This window comes from Streptomyces sp. M41, from assembly GCF_043673425.1.
In the GTDB taxonomy this organism is placed as follows: Bacteria; Actinomycetota; Actinomycetes; order Streptomycetales; family Streptomycetaceae; genus Streptomyces.
Genome location: NZ_JBIMKE010000005.1, coordinates 90,830 through 106,263 on the forward strand (window position 1 = coordinate 90,830; position 15,434 = coordinate 106,263).

A 15,434-nucleotide genomic window follows, 5' to 3' on the forward strand; every position below is an offset into this window, starting at 1 on the left:
GGGTTCCTGCGGAGTTGCGCCATTTATGACGATTTTTAGGTTACCCGCTCGGCCCGGTCCCACCGGCCGCCCTACCCGATCTCGACCACCCGGGCCCACGCGGGCGGCATGTCCGGCACGTACTCCGGATCGTCCTCGTCCCACGACCCGGCCGACCGCGTCCGCGGGAACAGGCCCACCACCGTCCGACAGGGCGGGCGCGAGCTCGGCCACGGGGTCTGACCGTCCGTGAGGGCGACGATCACATCGGGGCGGGGCCGGATGCGCAGCGCCCGGGCGAAGCCCGCCCGCAGATCCGTGCCGCCGCCCCCGGCCAGCGGTATGCCCTCGGCGCGGCACAGCCGGTGCACGCCCCCGGCCGCCGCGTCGCACGGCACCACGCTGACCAGGTCACGCCGCCCGCCCACGGCACGGGAGATCGCGGCGACCTCCAGCAGCGCGCTGCCCAGTTCGGCGTCGCTGACCGAGCCGGAGGTGTCGATGACGACACCGACATGGGGCGGCCTGCGCCGCAGGCTCGGCAGCACGACGCCGGGCACCGAGGTGGAGCGCCGCGAGGGGCGGCCGTAGGTGTAGTCGTCACCGGCACCGGGTCCGCCGGCCGCCGAGCGCACGGCGGCGCCCAGCAACTCCCGCCACGGCTGCGGCGGATGGAAGACCTCCTGCGCCCATCGGTGCCATCCCCGCGAGGCGCTGCCCGGGCGCCCGGTGATGCCCTGCGCCACCCTGAACCGGACCGCGTCCCGTTCCTGCGCGCTCAGGCCGTGCGCGCCGTCCCCTCCCAGGTCCCACTCCCGTTCCAGCCCGTCGGCCCCGCTGCCGCAGTCCAGCCAGGCGAGCTCCTGCATGCGCGGCCCGAGCCGGAACTGCCGCAGGTAGTCCTCCATCAGCTCGCCGTCCGACAGCAGCAGGTCCGCCGGTGTGACAGAGCCCTCGGGGCGGGCCAGCCCGTCGCCGTACACGTCGTCGTTGATCTCGCAGTCCGCCGCGATGTTCATCCGCAGCCGCTCCCCCGGGCCGGTCAGCCCGCGCTCACGTGCCACGCGGTCGCTGCGGCCATGGTGGTCGCGCAGCAGATGCGACACCTCGTGCACCCACACCGCGGCCAGCTCCTCCACCGGCGTCCGGTCCACGAACCCCGGCGAGACATAGCACCGCCAGTAGCGGTCGACGGCCATCGTGGGCACCCGCCGCGACTCCACTACGTGCAGGGCGAAGAGCGCCGTGGCCAGATAGGGCCGGACACGGGCCGCGTGGAGGCGGGCGGCGAAGAGCTTGCCGCGGTCCAGAGGCCGGGGTTCCGGCTTGGGTTCCGGCTGGGGTTGCGGCTGGGGTTCCGGCGGGCGCGCCGTTGCCTCGGTACTCATCGCCCCGCCTTCGCCGCGAGGGCCGCCGTCCGCTCCGCTGCCTGATCCGCCCGGCGGGACAGGCCCACCACGCCCGCCAGCCCCTCGATGGCCGCGGGCACGTCCCAGTCCTCCTGCCGCAGCGCGGCGAGGGTGGAGGCGGGGACCACGACCAGGTCCGGCGCCCCCGTCTCCACCGCCCGCACGAGCAGCGCCCACGCCGCGTCCCAGCGGGACTTCTCCGGGCGCGCCCGGACCGCCGCCACGACCCCGTCCAGCGCGGCCTGCCGCAGATCCCCCCGCTCGGGAAGCCGTGCGCCCGCCGGGTCGGCGAGCAGCAGCTCGGGGTCCGGCAGATCCATCCGGTCCACGCTCGCCAGCAGTTCCAGCCCCGGACCGTCCCCCACCGTGCCCCGCACCAGCAGCGAGAGCACCTCACGGGAGGAACCGGCGGCGTGCGCGAAGGCGATCAGCCGCTGCGTCATCTCCCAGCTCCGCGGGGACGGCCATGCCCCGCCCCGCCGTGTCTCGCTCTCGGGCAGCCGGTGCACCAGCCCCGGCCGTCCGGAGAGCAGCCCGCACACCGCGCGCCGGGCGAAGTCCACGGCCGGCGCCAGCCTGTCCGGGTCGAGCCGCGGCAGGGCGGCACGCGGCCAGGTCCCGCCGAGTCCGCGTACGACGACCTCGTGGTCGTGGGCCCACTGGAGGTGGACGAACCGGTTGGCCAGCGGCGCGCTCAGTTCCCAGCCGTCGGCCGCCGAGGACCGCGGGTTGGCCGCGGCCACGATCCGCACGCCCGCCGGCAGCCTCAGCGCACCGACCCTGCGCTCCAGCACGAGCCGCAGCAGCGCGGCCTGCACGGCCGGCGGCGCGGTGGACAGCTCGTCCAGGAAGAGCAGCCCCCGCCCGGCCTTCACCAGCCTTACGGCCCAGTCCGGCGGGGCCATCGGGACGCCCTGTTCGGCGGGGTCGTCACCGACGACGGGCAGCCCCGAGAAGTCGGACGGCTCGTGCACGCTCGCGATCACGGTGGTCAGCGGGAGGTCCAGCGCGTCGGCGAGCTGCGTCAGGGCGGCGGTCTTGCCGATCCCCGGCTCACCCCAGAGCAGCACCGGGAGATCGGCGGCGACGGCCAGCGTGAGGGCCTCCAGCTGGGCGTCGGGGCGCAGTTCGGTGGTGGTGTCGCCAAGGAGGGCCAAGAGGTCGGCGGCCACGTCGAGTTGGGAGGAAACTGGCATATGAGGTCACCTTGTGGGTCGTGGGGGACCGCGGTCCCCGGAAGAGAGGTCGGCGCAGAGAGGTCGGGCCGAGACTTCGGGCAGGGAGGTCGGCGCAGAGAGGTCCGGCCGGTCAGTGCCGGGCCGGTCAGTGCAACGTCGCGTGGCGCGGGCGAGCCCGGTCCGGACGGGGGCGGCCACGCTCAAGCTCGTCGTAGCGAAACCGCCCCGGTCCGGGGCCGGTCAGCCCGGCCCTGAACAGTCCGTAGGTGACGCGTTGCCGCGCGACCGCCTCCAGTTCGTCCCGCAGCGCCCCGTCCCGCAGCACCGCGTCCGGGCCCAGCAGTCCCTCCACGATGGCCAGCGCGCCGCGGATGTCGCCGTGCGAGAGGCGTTCGCGGACGTCGGGCAGACAGGCGGGACGGCGATGTGCCTCGTCGATGGCCTGGAGACAAGGGAGCGGTGTGCCGGTCAGGGCGGCCAGCAGTTCCTCCCGCCGGACCTCCGCGGGATCGTGGTCCAGCGGCGCGAGGACGCCGTCGACCAGCCCGATCCGGTGCACGGCCCCCCGGCACTCGACGAGGCACGGCTGCCCCGCCTCAGCCGTGGACCGGGACGGCGAGGGCTGCGAGACCGGCGAGGACCGCGAGGCCCGGTCCGGTACGAGGGCCTCGGCGACCAGCGGATGCAACCGGTCGGCGTCGATCGCACCGGCCCGGAGCAACTCCAGATCGGGCAGCACCCAGGTCGCCGCGTCGGGGAGCACCGGCAGCGCCCGGGCCCGGCCCTTGCCAGAAGACGTACGGGACTTGGCGACACCCCCGCCCCCCACCTCCAGCACCAGCCGATGCCGGCCGCCCAGCCGCACGAGCACGGCACCGGCGTCCCGCCCTTCGGCGCGCAGCAACATCCGCGCCTCGTCCGCCCACCGTCCGACGGCACAGCGACGCCCGTACGGCACGGTGGCGGACAGATCCGGATCCGGGCCGGGCGGGCCCTCGGGGTTCAGGTCGGGCAGGTCGGGGAGGTCACTGTGGCCAAGAAGCCCGCTCCCAGCCCGTATCCGCAGCTCACCGGCCCTGCGCGCATCCCACAGATGGCGATGCAGATCGAGCCGGAAGCGCCGGTTGGGCCTTGGATGCGGATACGGATACGGATACGGATGCGGATGCCGGCAGGCCCCGCCCCCGAGTCCACCGCCACCACCGCTCCCGCCCCGGGCCCCGCTCCACAGGGCAAGGCTGATCCGCTGCCCGGCATCGGCCCACGCCGGGGCGGTCCGCACCACGAGACACAGCGGGCGATCGCGCGCCCGCCCTCCGCCACCGCCACGGCCACCGCCACCACCCTCGCCACGGCCGTACTCGGCGAGCGCGAGGGTCAGTCCCGGTCGCAGCAGCCCGTCGGGCGCGATCCGCGGCATGTGCCAGCGCAGCAGGTCGGGGGCGAGCTTCCGCAGGTCGTCCCGCACCAGCCGGGCGGTCTCCCGGCCGTGGTCGCGGGCCACGGAACGCAGATCGAGATCGACGTCGAAGCCGGCGGCGGCACAGGCCCCCGCCCAGTCCCCGGTGAGCCGACGGGCGGCAGCGGTCTCGATCATGGAGGCCGGCACGGCGAACTCGCGCACGCGCGGCCAGAAGGAAAGTTCGGAGAGCCGGGAGTTCCCGTTCGCGTCCTGAGTGCCCATCAGCACTCACCTTGCGCGGACAGGACCCCCAATCCGGTGTTCGAGTCAGTCGTCATCACGGGCGAGCGTAACGCCGCCACCGTCCGAACCGCCAGGGAATTCCCCCGCTTTCACCGCCGTCCTCATCCCCGCCCTCATCGCCGGCCTGAGGCCCGGAGTCCACCCGCGCCCGGGCCCACCGAGGGTGCGGCGGTCCCGGTGTCCGTCGGCTCGGCGGTGGGGAGCGAGCCGCTCGGCGTCGGAGGTCCCTGGGTCCTGCCGCTGGTGGGTGTGGGGGAGTCGGACGGTTCCGGCGGCACCGTCGGGGTAGGGGTCCCGGCTTCGGTGGACGACATCGAGGGGGTGGGGGCCGGGGACGGTTCGGTGGGGGGCGTGCGGGTGCTCGTCGGGGCGGGGGCGGGGGCCAGCGGAGGCACCGGGGAGGCGGGGCCGTCCGGCCGCGCGAAGTACAGCGGTACGGCGACGAGGGCGGCGACCGCACAGGTCGCGCCCAGCCCCGCCGCCGTGCGCAGCAGCCGGCGCCGGGACGCCCTCCGGCGGATCGCCTCGTAGCGGCCGGGCGGTGCGGCGAGGTACTCGGTGGACGGGGCCCCCAGGATCACCGCCAGAGGGTCGTCGGCGGCGGACTCCACGCCCTCCTCGTCGCCGTCAAAGCGTGTGGTCAAGGCTTCTCCTCAGATGGACGCGGAGCAGTTCACGGGCCGCGTGGAGGTCGGCCTTGACGGTTCCTTCCTTGCGTCCGGTGAGCACGGACACCTCCCGGATCGGCATGTCGGCGTAGTAGTGGAGGAGGATCGGGACGCGCAGTCGTTCCGGCAGGGACTGCACGAGCAGCCGTACGGAGGGGTCCGCCTGTTCCGTGTGGGAGTTGACCGCGGCCTCCGTCGTGACCCGCCGCATCGCCTTGCGTTCGCGCTCCAGTTTGCGCCAGTGGTCCCGGACCAGGTTGGCCGCGGTGACGTAGAGGAAACCGCGCGGTTCCTCCACCCGGCTCCAGCGCGCCCACAGCCGGGTGAACGCCTCGGAGGCGATCTCGTGGGCCGTCTCGTCGTCGTCGACGAGCCGGCGGCACCAGCCGGCGAGGCGCGGATAGAGGGCGGCGAACAGCTCGGACGCTGCCGTGTCGCGGGTCCGTTTCAACGCTCTCCAGGTCGTGAGGAAGCCTGCACCAGAAGGGATGCCGGGCCGCCGGCGTACGTTCCGTGGCCCGGCACCGGATTCGTGCCGCGGAGCTTCAGGGGGAGGTGGAGCTCAGCTCGGCGAAGACGATCACGTTGTCGCGGTACTCGTCGCCCTCGCGCGGGCCCCCGCAGGTGATCAGCCGCAACTCCGGCCTGGCCACGTCCCCGTAGACGTCCTCGGCCGGGAAGTCCGCCTTGGCCACGGTCCGTACGGCGGTCACGGCGAACTCCGCCGCCGTGCCGTCCTCGCGGCCCACCACGATGCGGTCGCCCCGGCGCAGGCGGTCCAGCCGGCGGAACACCCCGTCCCCGTACGCGCCCACCGTGACATGGCCGAGGACGACGGACGGGCCGACCTGGCCCGGTGTCGGCGAGTGCCGGTACCAGCCGGCCCGGTCATGGGCCGTGATCGGCGGCACCTGCACGGTGTTGTCCGGCGCCAGCCCCAGCCGCAGGAACGGGGTGTCGACCGCGATCGCCGGGATCCGCAGGCGGATTGGGACCGAACGGCCCAGGGCCCGGGGCGGGTTCGCGGCGGTCGGGGGCGACGCGTCCTGCGCGGACGTCTGCGCTCCCCGCCGTCTGCGGGAACCCGCCCGCGTGTCCTGCTCCGTCGCCTCGCCCGCGCAGCCCACCAGCAGGGTGGCCAGCGTCGCCGTGCCGAACGCGCGCCTGGACAGCGGCGTCATCCCTCGTTGGCCCTCCGACGCCGGACGACGAACGTCGTGGCGCCCCCGGCGAGCAGAAGCGCAGCCGCTCCCCCGCCGGCCAGTCCGCCGCCGAAGCTGCCGGATCCCGAGTCGGACGCGGTCACGCCGGTGTCGGGCGCCCCGGACGGGACGCGGGAGACCTGGCCGTCGCCGGGCGCCCGGGTCGGTTCGGCGGACGGCGGCGCCGTCGGGGTGGGGGACGCGCTGTCGCCGGGCTCGGCGCTGGGCGTGGGGGTGGCGGAGGGGGCGCTGGTCGGCGCGCTGGGGGACGGGGTGGGCGAGCTGGGGGCCGGGGTCGGCGAGCTGGTCGTGGCGAAGGCGGGGGCGGCGCTCGCCAGCAGGGCGGTGCAGGTCAGTGCCACGGCACTGAGGACGGTACGGCGCATCGGGTGGCTCTCTTTCGTCGTTCGCCCGGTCTGCGGCGGGCTGGGTGACGGGTCGAGCGAAGAGACGACGCGGCTGCGGGGCCGGTTGTAAAGAGATGGCAAAGCCCGGCGGACCGTACGATGAGGCCGTGATCGCGCGTGCCCCGCAGCACCGTGCGCCGCGGCTTCCGATTCCGGGGCCGTGGCGCCTGCTTGTGCTGCTCGGGCTGCTCGCCGGGCTGTTCGGGATGCACGGCCTCGCGCCCGGTGGCGCCGTCGCCGTGTCCTCCCCTCACCCGCACGCGAGTGCCACAAGCGCCCCGGCGCCGCTGACGACCGACGAGTCCGTCTGCCACGGCGGCGCCATGGGCGGCGGTCATGCCCGGCACGCCGATCCGACCTGCGCCTCCGGTGCCGTCGGCGCCGGCCCGGTGCTGCCGGCCCTCGTGCCCGACCCGTCCGGGACGGCCGTGGCGGTCGCCCTCGACGGCCGGTTCGTGGCCGGGGCGCCGGAGGGCGGGCGCGCGCCTCCCTCGCTGGCCGAACTCCAGATCCTGCGCACGTAGGACAAGGCCGAGCCGTCCCCGTCACCGACGGGCGCACGGCACTCAGCCATGTCCGCGCCGCGACTCGACGCCGCGGCGATTCACGCACTTCGCAGGAGCTCTCAGCATGACCAGCACACGAACCCTGGTCCGTCGCGCCGCCCTGGCCGCGACGGCCGTCACCGCCACCCTCGCCCTCGCCGCCTGCGGTGGTGACGACGGCGGCAGCGGATCCGGCACCGCCGCCGGGAAGCCGACCTCGCCGACCGCCGGGACCGGCGCCCACAACGACCAGGACGTCGCCTTCGCGCAGGGCATGATCACGCACCACCGACAGGCCCTGGAGATGTCGGAGTCGGCCGCCGGCCGGGCCTCCTCGGCCAAGGTCGAGGACCTCGCCGCCCGCATCGAGCGGGCCCAGGGGCCGGAGATCGAGAAGATGTCGGGGTGGCTGAAGACCTGGGGCGAGGAGGTGCCCTCCGCGACCCCCGGCGCGGACCACTCCGGCGGGCACACCGGCGGTGGTTCCGGCGGTTCCGGCGGTACCGGTCATTCGGGCATGGCCGGAATGATGGACGCCGAGGACATGACTCGGCTGATGAAGGCATCCGGCAAGGACTTCGACACCCTGTTCCTCACCCTGATGATCGAACATCACGAGGGCGCCGTGGAGATGGCCACGACCGAGAAGGCCAAGGGCGCCTACGGCCCCGCGACCGAGCTGGCGGACGCCGTCATCACCGGCCAGACCGCCGAGATCCGGGAGATGAACAAGCTGCTGGGCAAGAGCAACGGCTGACACCCGCCGGACGGTGGGCCCGGTCCGCGCGAGCGCCCGGGCCCACCACCCCGCCGCGCAGTGCCCCGGAACGCGGGGCCGGTCGTCCTTGCGGGAGCTTATTCACCCGTTTCGGTGATAATTGGGGCATGAGTACGGCGACGTTTGTACTAGCGGCCACGTCGAGTGAAGTACTCAACGTGATCGCCGCCTTCGTGGGTGGCCTGTTCATCGCCGGCGCACTGGTCTGGGCCGTGCAGCTGGGCATGCGGGTCCGTGATCGCGAGCTGCCCCGGCCCAAGGCCGAGGAGCAGCCGCACCTTCCCGACACCGGTCCGGTCCATGAGGTCCGCGAGGTGCGGGAACCGGACGAGGTGCCGCACGCGACGGGCCGGGAGCGCCTCCTGCCGCACGAGCTGCACCACGCGGGCAGCAGGCGCAGCGAGGACCAGCATCGCAAACGCTGGCTTCCCGGCAAGAGCGGTTCCTTCGGCGGCGGCGGCATCGGGAACGCCTAGCCCGTAGCCCGTAGCCCGGCGATCAAGCGGAATCGGACGGCGTGCCGTCGGACCGGCGCGAGCCGAGCGCGCCGCCGTTCGACACGTCCGGGGCCATGGCGAGGGCCAGGATCACGAAGAAGTCGATGCCGACCATGATCACGGACCAGGCAGGCGTGTACGGCAGGAAGAGGAAGTGCAGCACCAGGCCCAGGGACGCCACGAAGATACCGGTGACCCGGGCCCACCAGGCGCCCTGGAGGATGCCGTAGCCGACCATCGCCACCACCGCGCCGAGGACGAGCAGCGTCCAGCCCCACCCGGTGAGGTTCATTTCGTAGACGTAGTCGCCGATACGGCCGTACACGTCGTCCTCGGCGATGGCCGAGATGCCCTGGAGGATGCCCAGCAGACCGTTCACCAGCATCAGCACACCGGCGAAGACGAGTCCGCCGGTGGCCCAGCCGGTGGCGGGGGCGGGCGTGGTGCTGGGCGTCGGGACCGGTCCGCCCTCGGCCCACGGGCGGTCGGTGTGGGCGGCGGACGATCCGGGAGCGCCGGAGGAACCGGGGGCTCCCGAGGAGCTGTGGGCCGCGTCGGTCGCATGCGGCGGCGGCTGCGACTGCGGCTGCTGCTGGCTCATGGCTGCCGTACCCCACTTCTCACGTGTCGTCTTCCGACCGTGTTCCGTGTCGTGTTCTGCGGTCGGTATCGGTCGGTACGACCATCTGTTCGCCCGGGGGCGGCCACCACGGGGGACGGGCCGATCGGGTGACGACCGGGGTGCGGGCTCGGCCGCCCGGACCTTCACTGAAGGAGCACCCCGTGCAGCCGGCTCCCGCCCCGGACCGGACCACACCGCACCCGCTGGGAGGCGTCATGCCCGGTCACCGAACGCGTCACCGGACGCGGTGGACGACGACCACGCTCCTCGCGACGACCGCCGTGGCCGCCGCGCTCCTGACCGCCTGCTCCGAGGAGGACACCCCGTCCTCGGTGGCCAGCAAGGCGGCGTCGGCCTTCGCCTCGGCGACCGCGGAGGCGGGCAGCAAACTGGACGACATCAAGGGCGGCGTCGACGCCAGGAGCGCGGTGCGGCTGGGCGATCCGACGACCGACGCCGACGGCCGGACGACCGTCGAGGTCACCGCACGGAACACGACCGACTCGACGAGGTCCTTCGCCACACAGGTCGACTTCCGGGACGAGGACGGCAATCTGCTGGACGCGGTCGTGGTGACCGTGGCCGACGTGGCGGCGGGCGAGTCGGGCACCGGCACCGCGCGCAGCACGCGTGATCTGGGCGGGGAGATCCGGGCGGAGGTGGCGCGGGCGGTGCGCTACTGAGGGTCTGCGGTGCACTGCTGAGGGGCTGCGGTGCGCTACTGATCCTGAGGGTCTAGTGAGTGCCGTCGGCGCCCGGGCTGCCCGGTCGAGGCCGCAGCGGGTCGCCTTCGCTGTCCGACACCGTGTCCGGCTGTGCCGTGCCGGAGCCCGCCACGATGATGTTGATCTGCTCGCTCGTCGCGCTGACGCCGTTCAGGGAGGCCGTCGCCTGGAGGCGGCCCGGGCCGGGTGTGAGGGCCAGGCCCGGTACGCAGGACCAGCTGCCGTCGGGCTCGGCGGTGGTCGCGCAGACCTCGTTCTCCGCCGCGTCGCGCACCGTCACCTGGGCGCCCGGATAGGCCGTCCCCGACGCCTGCGGTGAGGTGCCCAGCGGGACGCCCGAGTGGGGGCGGGACAGGGTCGGCGCGGGCAGCCCGACGGTCACGGTGCAGCTGCCCCGGCCCCGCACCGCGCCCTTCGCGTCCCTGAGGACCAGGGTGCAGTCGGGCAGCAGGGTGCCGGGCTCGGCGTCCGGGCTGACCGACAGGACGAAGGGGAAGGTACGGCCCTTCCACGCCTCCCCAGCTGCCGCGTCCCCGGCAGCCGCATCCTCGAACACCTCCTCCCCGACCGCCGCCTGCGCACCCGGCTCGCCCGCGGAACCGGACGCGTGCTCCCGTGCCGTGTCGGTCGCCCCCACGAAGGTGTACGTCGCGCTGCCCCCGCCGAGCGCCACCGAGGCCCGGTATCCGCGCGCGGCGAACGGCGCGCCCGTCACCCGTGTCTTCGCCGGCGCCGTCAGCGTCAGTGTGGAACCCGCCTTCAGCGCCGCCCCGTTGTAACCACCGACCTCGACGATGCCCTCCCGTCCGGGCTCGATGGTCGCCCCTGCCCACAACTCCCGCTCGACAGGCCGGGGTCCACCTACTCCGAGGCCGCCCCCGACGACCTCCCCGAGGCCGTCACCGACCGCCCCCACACCACGGGTGACCACCCCGAAGGCGCCCTCCCCGCCGTACGCCGTACCGGACAGCAGCAGCACGCCCGCCATGGCGAGCGACCCGAGCGTCGTCGTCTTCCAGGACCTGCTCATAGTCGGCAGAGCTCCTCACAGGCGGATCGGCAACAGCACTGACTGCGATTCTCACGGCCTCGCTCCGCGCCTGACGTGCGTTGTTCGGCCGTCCGGGACAGGACCGCGGCATGCACCACCCGTCCGGGCGCCGGGGGGGCGGCCGGCGAGGTCAGCCGCCCGCCCCGGGCTCCGGGTGCCGTACGGCGCGCTTGACGTCCTCCTCCACCTCGTTGCGCGAAGTGCCCTGCTCCTTCGCGTAGTCGGTCACCGCGCTCTGCACATCGCGGGCGAGGTCGCGCCAGGCCCGCCAGGCGGTCTCGTAGGTCTCGGTCTGGAGCTGGGTCCACGGTGTGTGGGCGGGCGGCCCGTAGCGCTCCCGTAGGTCCTCGACCCCGATGTGCGCCTGGTCAGCCGCCCGCTGCATCGCGACGAGCTCGTCGAAGGTGCGTGCCACGCGTCCGGATCCTCGGCCGGTCGGCCCGCCCCGTCCGCCGCGCCACGCGAACCCTCCTCGCCTCTCACTCAGACGGGTCGGCCCGTGCCGCCACCCGGACCCCGGGCCGGCCGCCCGCGCCGGCCTACGCCAGCCACACGGTCGTGTCCGGTGCCAGCCGTCCGTCCGCCAGTGGACCGCTGCCGAGCAGCACCTCCCCCGGCGGCAGCTCCACCGCCGCCCCGGACAGGTTCGTGACGCACCGCCAGCCGTCGGTGCGGGCGAAGTGCAGCACTCCGGGCGGGGCGTCCGGCGCCCAGTGGAGTTCCTCGCCCGCCAGCAGCTTGCGGCGCAGCCGCAGGGCGGTGCGGTAGAGCTCCAGGGTGGAGCCCTCGGTGCCGTCCTGCGCGTCCACGGCGTACGCCGCGAAGCTCGACGGCTGGGGCAGCCAGGACCCGCCGGTGCCGAAGCCGTACGAGGGTCCCGTCGTCGTCCACGGCAGCGGCACCCGGCAGCCGTCGCGCCCCTTGCGTACGCGTCCCGTCTGTTCCCAGATCGGGTCCTGGAGGACCTCGACAGGCAGGTCGGCGACCTCGGGCAGGCCGAGTTCCTCGCCCTGGTAGACGTACGACGATCCGGGCAGCGCCAGCATGAGGAGGGTCGCGGCGCGGGCGCGGCGCAGGCCCGCGGACTCGTCGACCGCCGGTGCGTGGCCGCCGGACAGCAGCCAGGCGTTGTCGTCGGTGTCGGGCGGGAGCATCAGTCGGGAGGTGTGGCGGACGACGTCGTGGTTGGAGAGGACCCAGGTGGCCGACGCTCCGGCGGAGCGGGCGGTGGCGAGCGACTCGGTGATGATCCGGCGCAGTTCGTCCGCGTTCCAGCTCGCTTGCAGATACTCGAAGTTGAACGCCTGGCCCAGTTCGTCCGGGCGGGCGTACAGGGCGCGGCGGGCGCTCGGGTTGACCCAGGCCTCGGCGACCGCCATGCGGGGCGGGCGGTAGGCGTCGAGGATCTTGCGCCAGTCGCGGTAGATCTCGTGGACCTCGTCGCGGTCGTAGAAGGGGTGGGTGCCGGGCGGGAAGTCCGGGAGGGCGTCCTCGCGGCTCAGCTCGGGAGTGCCGAGGTCGCGCAGCGGCTCGTCGAGGTCCTTGGCGAGCGCGTGCGCGACGTCGACCCGGAAGCCGTCCACGCCGCGGTCGGACCAGAAGCGCAGGGTGGTGCGGAAGTCGGCGCGGACCTCCTCGTTCCGCCAGTTCAGGTCCGGCTGCTGCGGGGTGAACAGATGCAGGTACCACTGTCCGTCGGGGACCCGGCGCCAGGCGCTGCCGCCGAAGACGGACTGCCAGTCGGTGGGCGGGAGTTCGCCGTGCGGGCCGCGGCCGGCCCGGAAGACATAGCGGTCACGGGCGGCCGAGCCCGGGCCGGAGCGCAGCGCCTCCTGGAACCAGACGTGCTGGTGGGAGGTGTGGTTGGGGACCAGGTCGACGATCACCTTCAGGCCGAGCCGGTGGGCCTCGGCGGCCATGGCGTCGAAGTCGTCGAGGGTGCCCAGCCGCGGGTCGACGTCGCGGTAGTCGGCGACGTCGTAGCCGCCGTCGGCGAGCTCGGAGGGGTAGAAGGGGCTCAGCCACAGGGCGTCCACGCCGAGGGCGGCGAGATGGTTCAGACGCTGGGTGAGGCCCTTGAGGTCACCGAGCCCGTCGCCGTCGCCGTCGGCGAAGCTGCGGGGGTAGACCTGGTAGATGACGGCTTGGCGCCACCAGTTCGGGTCCTTGGAGGAGAGGTCGGGTGTCGCGGGCGTGGTGGTGCGGACGGTCACACGGACTCCTCTGCGCCGGTGCGGGGTACGGGCGATATCGAGAACTCTGTCCATATCGCCCAAAACGTGAACCTCCGAGACCCGGAGCGGCCCCTCTTCCCCCGCCCGGGCCGATCAGCGGCCTTCCACCGTCGCCAGATACAGCTTCACGAAGCGGTCGACGTCCACGTCCAGGGCGACATCGACCATGTGCAGTTCACGGTGACCCAGGTGGATCTCGGACTCCCCGGGACGGGGACGGCGGTCGACGAGGGTCTGGCCGCGGGTCGGGCCGGGCGCCAGGGAGACCTCCACGGGCAACAGGCGGGTGGTGATGCCCGCCGGGTCCACGACCGCGCAGACCGCGCCCGCGTCACCGAGGCCACCGGCCTCGGGGTCGGCGGCGATCCCCGGCTCGGGCGGGCGGCGCGACAACAGGTCGACGGCGAGGTCGGGCGCGGCCGGACGGTGGGACAGCAGGTCGCCGGCGAGCCGGGCCCCGGGCTCCTCGCTCTCCCGCAGCCGCCGTACGTCCGCCCCCGGGACCACGACCCGCTGGAAGACGTCCAGGCCGTACATGGTGATCGGCACCCCGGCCGTGAGCAGGATCGCGGCGGCCTCCGGGTCGTGCCACACATTGAACTCCGCGACCGGTGTGGCGTTGCCGGTCGCCACCGCGCCGCCCATGAAGACGATCCGCTCGAGGTTGGCGGTGACCTCCGGGTGCGTGCGCAGCAACAGGGCGATGTTGGTGAGCGGCGCCGTCGGGATCAGCGTCACCGGGCGCGGCGAGGCGAGGATCTCGCGGCGCAGCAGCGTCACCGCGTCCACGTCGGCCGGGGCGCGGGTCGGGGCCGGCAGGCCGAGGTCGCCCATGCCGTCCTCGCCGTGCACATGCCGTGCCGACCGCGGGGCCTCGACCAGCGGGCGTCCGGCACCCCGGGCGACGGGGACGTCGGGGGCACCGGCCCGCTCCAGGACGGTCAGGGTGTTGCGTACGACGCCGTCCACGTCCGTGTTGCCGGCGACGCAGGTGACCGCGCGCAGGTCGAGCCCCGGATGGCGGGCGGCGAACAGCAGGGCCAGGGCGTCGTCGACGCCGGTGTCGCAGTCGATGATCACCGGGATGGGCTGACCGTTCGTCACGTCGAATCTCCTCTCACACGCGGCGGCCCGATTTTCCACGATTCACATCACCACCGCGAAGTCGTTCACTTACTCTCAGCTACATGGCTCACATCCGTGAACTCGATCCCAGCGCCTCCCCGTTGGACTACTTCGGTTACGAGCTGAGGAGAAAACGGGAGGAGGCAGGGCTCCGGCAGAAGGAGCTGGGCGACATCGTCTTCTGCACAGGCTCCCTGGTCGGACAGATCGAGACCGCGAAAAAGGTCCCACAACGGGACTTCGCCGAGCGACTGGACGCGGCGCTGGGGACGGACGGGATGTTCTCGCGGTTGGTGGGACTGGTGCTGCGGAGCCAGTTGCCTACGTGGTTTCAGCCGTTCGCCGACATGGAGGCGAACGCGACGTACATCTCCACCTACCAGTGCCAGTTGGTTTACGGGCTGCTTCAGACCAAGGCTTATGCCCGCGCCGTACTGGCAACGGGCCAACCGGACAAGCTCGACGAGCTGCTCGCCGCCCGCATGGAACGACAGCGCATCCTCAGGCGGGAGCAACCTCCCCTGACGTTGGTGGTCCTCGACGAGGCGGTGCTGCACCGCCCCATCGGCGGCCCGGACGTCATGCGGGACCAGCTCCATCACCTCTTACATCTCCAGGACGAACGCTGGATCCGCCTCCAGGTGCTGCCCTTCGAGGTGGGTGAGCACACCAGCCTGGACGGCTCGTTCACACTGCTCCGGTTCGAGGACGATCCGGACGTCATCTACACCGAGGACCTGATTTCAGGTCACATGACGGCCAATCCGGAGACTATCCGCGGAGCCGCCCTTCGTTACGCTGGCTTGCAGGGAGCCGCCCTCTCCGTGGAGGATTCGGCGGAACTGATCAAGGGCGTACTGGAGGAGCGTTATGGACAGCACACAGACGCGGGTCAACGCCCTTTGGCGTAAGTCCAGTTACAGCGGCAGCACGGGTGGCGAGTGCGTCGAATGCGCCCCCCTCGGTCCGGTCGCCTGGCGCAAGTCTTCGTACAGCGGAACCACGGGCGGCGAATGCGTCGAGGTAGCCGACCTCACCCCCTGCATAGCCGTTCGCGACTCCAAGAACCCCGACCACGGCACCCTCACCCTGTCGCCGAAGGCATACGCGACCTTCATCGACCACGTCCGCCGGTCCAACACCCCCTGACCCAGGGGCCGGACGGAAAAACGCGCCTTCCGGTTCTCCTCCCTACGTCTCTTTCATGTCCGTCGGGAGTCGTATCAAGTCCGCCCCGCAGAGGGATTCGCAGCACCCCGCAGTCACGAAATGGTCGTTCCGATTCGGTAGTTGATCGAAAGGAACGGCC

The 15,434-nt window shown here is 73.2% G+C and carries 18 protein-coding genes; 6 read left to right on the forward strand and 12 right to left on the reverse strand.

The window, feature by feature from the left end; genetic code table 11:
- Window positions 1–71 precede the first annotated feature (71 nt).
- From ACHBTE_RS08920 to ACHBTE_RS08950, 7 genes are all read right to left on the reverse strand, one after another.
- The gene (locus ACHBTE_RS08920; RefSeq protein ID WP_394722988.1) at window positions 72–1,367 is read right to left on the reverse strand and encodes a VWA-like domain-containing protein; all 1,296 of its coding nucleotides are present in this window, start codon (window positions 1,365–1,367) and stop codon (window positions 72–74) included.
- Window positions 1,364–2,584 (reverse strand): AAA family ATPase, encoded by a 1,221-nt coding sequence (locus tag ACHBTE_RS08925; RefSeq protein ID WP_394722989.1) that lies wholly within the window; start codon window positions 2,582–2,584, stop codon window positions 1,364–1,366. Before ACHBTE_RS08925 ends, ACHBTE_RS08920 begins: the two co-directional genes overlap by 4 nt.
- Window positions 2,585–2,711: 127 nt before the next feature.
- Complete coding sequence (locus tag ACHBTE_RS08930) at window positions 2,712–4,250, reverse strand: hypothetical protein (protein ID WP_394722990.1); 1,539 nt, start codon at window positions 4,248–4,250, stop codon at window positions 2,712–2,714.
- Window positions 4,251–4,384: 134 nt separating this feature from the next.
- Window positions 4,385–4,915, reverse strand: a complete 531-nt coding sequence (locus ACHBTE_RS08935) for a hypothetical protein (RefSeq protein WP_394722991.1) — start codon at window positions 4,913–4,915, stop codon at window positions 4,385–4,387.
- Window positions 4,899–5,390, reverse strand: coding sequence for an RNA polymerase sigma factor (locus ACHBTE_RS08940; RefSeq protein ID WP_394722992.1), 492 nt, complete (start codon window positions 5,388–5,390; stop codon window positions 4,899–4,901). Before ACHBTE_RS08940 ends, ACHBTE_RS08935 begins: the two co-directional genes overlap by 17 nt.
- 94 nt (window positions 5,391–5,484) lie before the next feature.
- On the reverse strand, window positions 5,485–6,120 hold the full coding sequence (locus tag ACHBTE_RS08945) for a class F sortase (protein WP_394722993.1): 636 nt from the start codon (window positions 6,118–6,120) through the stop codon (window positions 5,485–5,487).
- Complete coding sequence (locus ACHBTE_RS08950; RefSeq protein ID WP_394722994.1) at window positions 6,117–6,527, reverse strand: sortase-dependent protein; 411 nt, start codon at window positions 6,525–6,527, stop codon at window positions 6,117–6,119. The genes ACHBTE_RS08945 and ACHBTE_RS08950 overlap by 4 nt, the downstream gene beginning before the upstream one ends.
- 128 nt (window positions 6,528–6,655) lie before the next feature.
- On the opposite strand from ACHBTE_RS08950, the gene ACHBTE_RS08955 reads away from it, so the two are divergent.
- The 3 genes from ACHBTE_RS08955 (at window position 6,656) to ACHBTE_RS08965 (ending at window position 8,347) form a co-directional block, all read left to right on the forward strand.
- Window positions 6,656–7,072: a DUF6153 family protein gene (locus ACHBTE_RS08955; RefSeq protein WP_394722995.1), complete on the forward strand. Its 417-nt coding sequence runs from the start codon at window positions 6,656–6,658 to the stop codon at window positions 7,070–7,072.
- A gap of 106 nt (window positions 7,073–7,178) precedes the next feature.
- A complete protein-coding gene (locus ACHBTE_RS08960) occupies window positions 7,179–7,850 on the forward strand; it encodes a DUF305 domain-containing protein (protein ID WP_394722996.1) in 672 nt (223 codons plus the stop codon).
- Window positions 7,851–7,978: 128 nt separating this feature from the next.
- Window positions 7,979–8,347 (forward strand): DUF6479 family protein, encoded by a 369-nt coding sequence (locus tag ACHBTE_RS08965; protein WP_394722997.1) that lies wholly within the window; start codon window positions 7,979–7,981, stop codon window positions 8,345–8,347.
- 22 nt (window positions 8,348–8,369) lie between these two features.
- On the opposite strand, the gene ACHBTE_RS08970 is transcribed toward ACHBTE_RS08965, so the two are convergent.
- The gene (locus ACHBTE_RS08970; RefSeq protein ID WP_394722998.1) at window positions 8,370–8,969 is read right to left on the reverse strand and encodes a hypothetical protein; all 600 of its coding nucleotides are present in this window, start codon (window positions 8,967–8,969) and stop codon (window positions 8,370–8,372) included.
- Between the two features lie 236 nt (window positions 8,970–9,205).
- Here ACHBTE_RS08970 and ACHBTE_RS08975 point away from each other — a divergent pair, with 236 nt between their 5' ends.
- Window positions 9,206–9,673 (forward strand): FxLYD domain-containing protein, encoded by a 468-nt coding sequence (locus ACHBTE_RS08975; protein ID WP_394722999.1) that lies wholly within the window; start codon window positions 9,206–9,208, stop codon window positions 9,671–9,673.
- 52 nt (window positions 9,674–9,725) lie between these two features.
- Here the strand turns inward: ACHBTE_RS08975 and ACHBTE_RS08980 are convergent, their stop codons facing one another.
- The 4 genes from ACHBTE_RS08980 to ACHBTE_RS08995 all read right to left on the reverse strand — a co-directional run bounded on the left by ACHBTE_RS08980 (window position 9,726) and on the right by ACHBTE_RS08995 (window position 14,104).
- Window positions 9,726–10,745, reverse strand: a complete 1,020-nt coding sequence (locus tag ACHBTE_RS08980) for a carboxypeptidase regulatory-like domain-containing protein (protein WP_394723001.1) — start codon at window positions 10,743–10,745, stop codon at window positions 9,726–9,728.
- A gap of 151 nt (window positions 10,746–10,896) precedes the next feature.
- The gene (locus tag ACHBTE_RS08985) at window positions 10,897–11,181 is read right to left on the reverse strand and encodes a hypothetical protein (protein WP_394723003.1); all 285 of its coding nucleotides are present in this window, start codon (window positions 11,179–11,181) and stop codon (window positions 10,897–10,899) included.
- Between the two features lie 124 nt (window positions 11,182–11,305).
- The gene (locus ACHBTE_RS08990) at window positions 11,306–12,979 is read right to left on the reverse strand and encodes a glycoside hydrolase family 13 protein (protein WP_394723004.1); all 1,674 of its coding nucleotides are present in this window, start codon (window positions 12,977–12,979) and stop codon (window positions 11,306–11,308) included.
- Between the two features lie 114 nt (window positions 12,980–13,093).
- Entirely contained in the window at window positions 13,094–14,104 is a 1,011-nt protein-coding gene (locus tag ACHBTE_RS08995; RefSeq protein ID WP_394723005.1) for a nucleoside hydrolase, read from the reverse strand.
- Window positions 14,105–14,187: 83 nt separating this feature from the next.
- Between ACHBTE_RS08995 and ACHBTE_RS09000 the strand changes: the two genes are divergently transcribed.
- Both ACHBTE_RS09000 and ACHBTE_RS09005 read left to right on the forward strand, forming a co-directional pair.
- Entirely contained in the window at window positions 14,188–15,036 is an 849-nt protein-coding gene (locus ACHBTE_RS09000) for a helix-turn-helix transcriptional regulator (RefSeq protein ID WP_394723006.1), read from the forward strand.
- The gene (locus tag ACHBTE_RS09005) at window positions 14,996–15,274 is read left to right on the forward strand and encodes a DUF397 domain-containing protein (protein ID WP_394723007.1); all 279 of its coding nucleotides are present in this window, start codon (window positions 14,996–14,998) and stop codon (window positions 15,272–15,274) included. The genes ACHBTE_RS09000 and ACHBTE_RS09005 overlap by 41 nt, the downstream gene beginning before the upstream one ends.
- Window positions 15,275–15,434 lie beyond the last annotated feature (160 nt).

Excerpts from the sequence above, each read along its gene's own strand:
- ACHBTE_RS08980 (WP_394723001.1), bottom strand. The coding sequence starts at position 10,745 with ATGAGCAGGTCCTGGAAGACGACGACGCTCGGGTCGCTCGCCATGGCG.
- ACHBTE_RS08965 (WP_394722997.1), top strand. The coding sequence starts at position 7,979 with ATGAGTACGGCGACGTTTGTACTAGCGGCCACGTCGAGTGAAGTACTC.
- ACHBTE_RS08975 (WP_394722999.1), top strand. The coding sequence starts at position 9,206 with ATGCCCGGTCACCGAACGCGTCACCGGACGCGGTGGACGACGACCACG.
- ACHBTE_RS09005 (WP_394723007.1), top strand. The coding sequence starts at position 14,996 with ATGGACAGCACACAGACGCGGGTCAACGCCCTTTGGCGTAAGTCCAGT.
- ACHBTE_RS08970 (WP_394722998.1), bottom strand. The coding sequence starts at position 8,969 with ATGAGCCAGCAGCAGCCGCAGTCGCAGCCGCCGCCGCATGCGACCGAC.
- ACHBTE_RS08960 (WP_394722996.1), top strand. The coding sequence starts at position 7,179 with ATGACCAGCACACGAACCCTGGTCCGTCGCGCCGCCCTGGCCGCGACG.
- ACHBTE_RS08920 (WP_394722988.1), bottom strand. The coding sequence starts at position 1,367 with ATGAGTACCGAGGCAACGGCGCGCCCGCCGGAACCCCAGCCGCAACCC.
- ACHBTE_RS08945 (WP_394722993.1), bottom strand. The coding sequence starts at position 6,120 with ATGACGCCGCTGTCCAGGCGCGCGTTCGGCACGGCGACGCTGGCCACC.
- ACHBTE_RS08950 (WP_394722994.1), bottom strand. The coding sequence starts at position 6,527 with ATGCGCCGTACCGTCCTCAGTGCCGTGGCACTGACCTGCACCGCCCTG.
- ACHBTE_RS08925 (WP_394722989.1), bottom strand. The coding sequence starts at position 2,584 with ATGCCAGTTTCCTCCCAACTCGACGTGGCCGCCGACCTCTTGGCCCTC.
- ACHBTE_RS08930 (WP_394722990.1), bottom strand. The coding sequence starts at position 4,250 with ATGGGCACTCAGGACGCGAACGGGAACTCCCGGCTCTCCGAACTTTCC.
- ACHBTE_RS09000 (WP_394723006.1), top strand. The coding sequence starts at position 14,188 with ATGGCTCACATCCGTGAACTCGATCCCAGCGCCTCCCCGTTGGACTAC.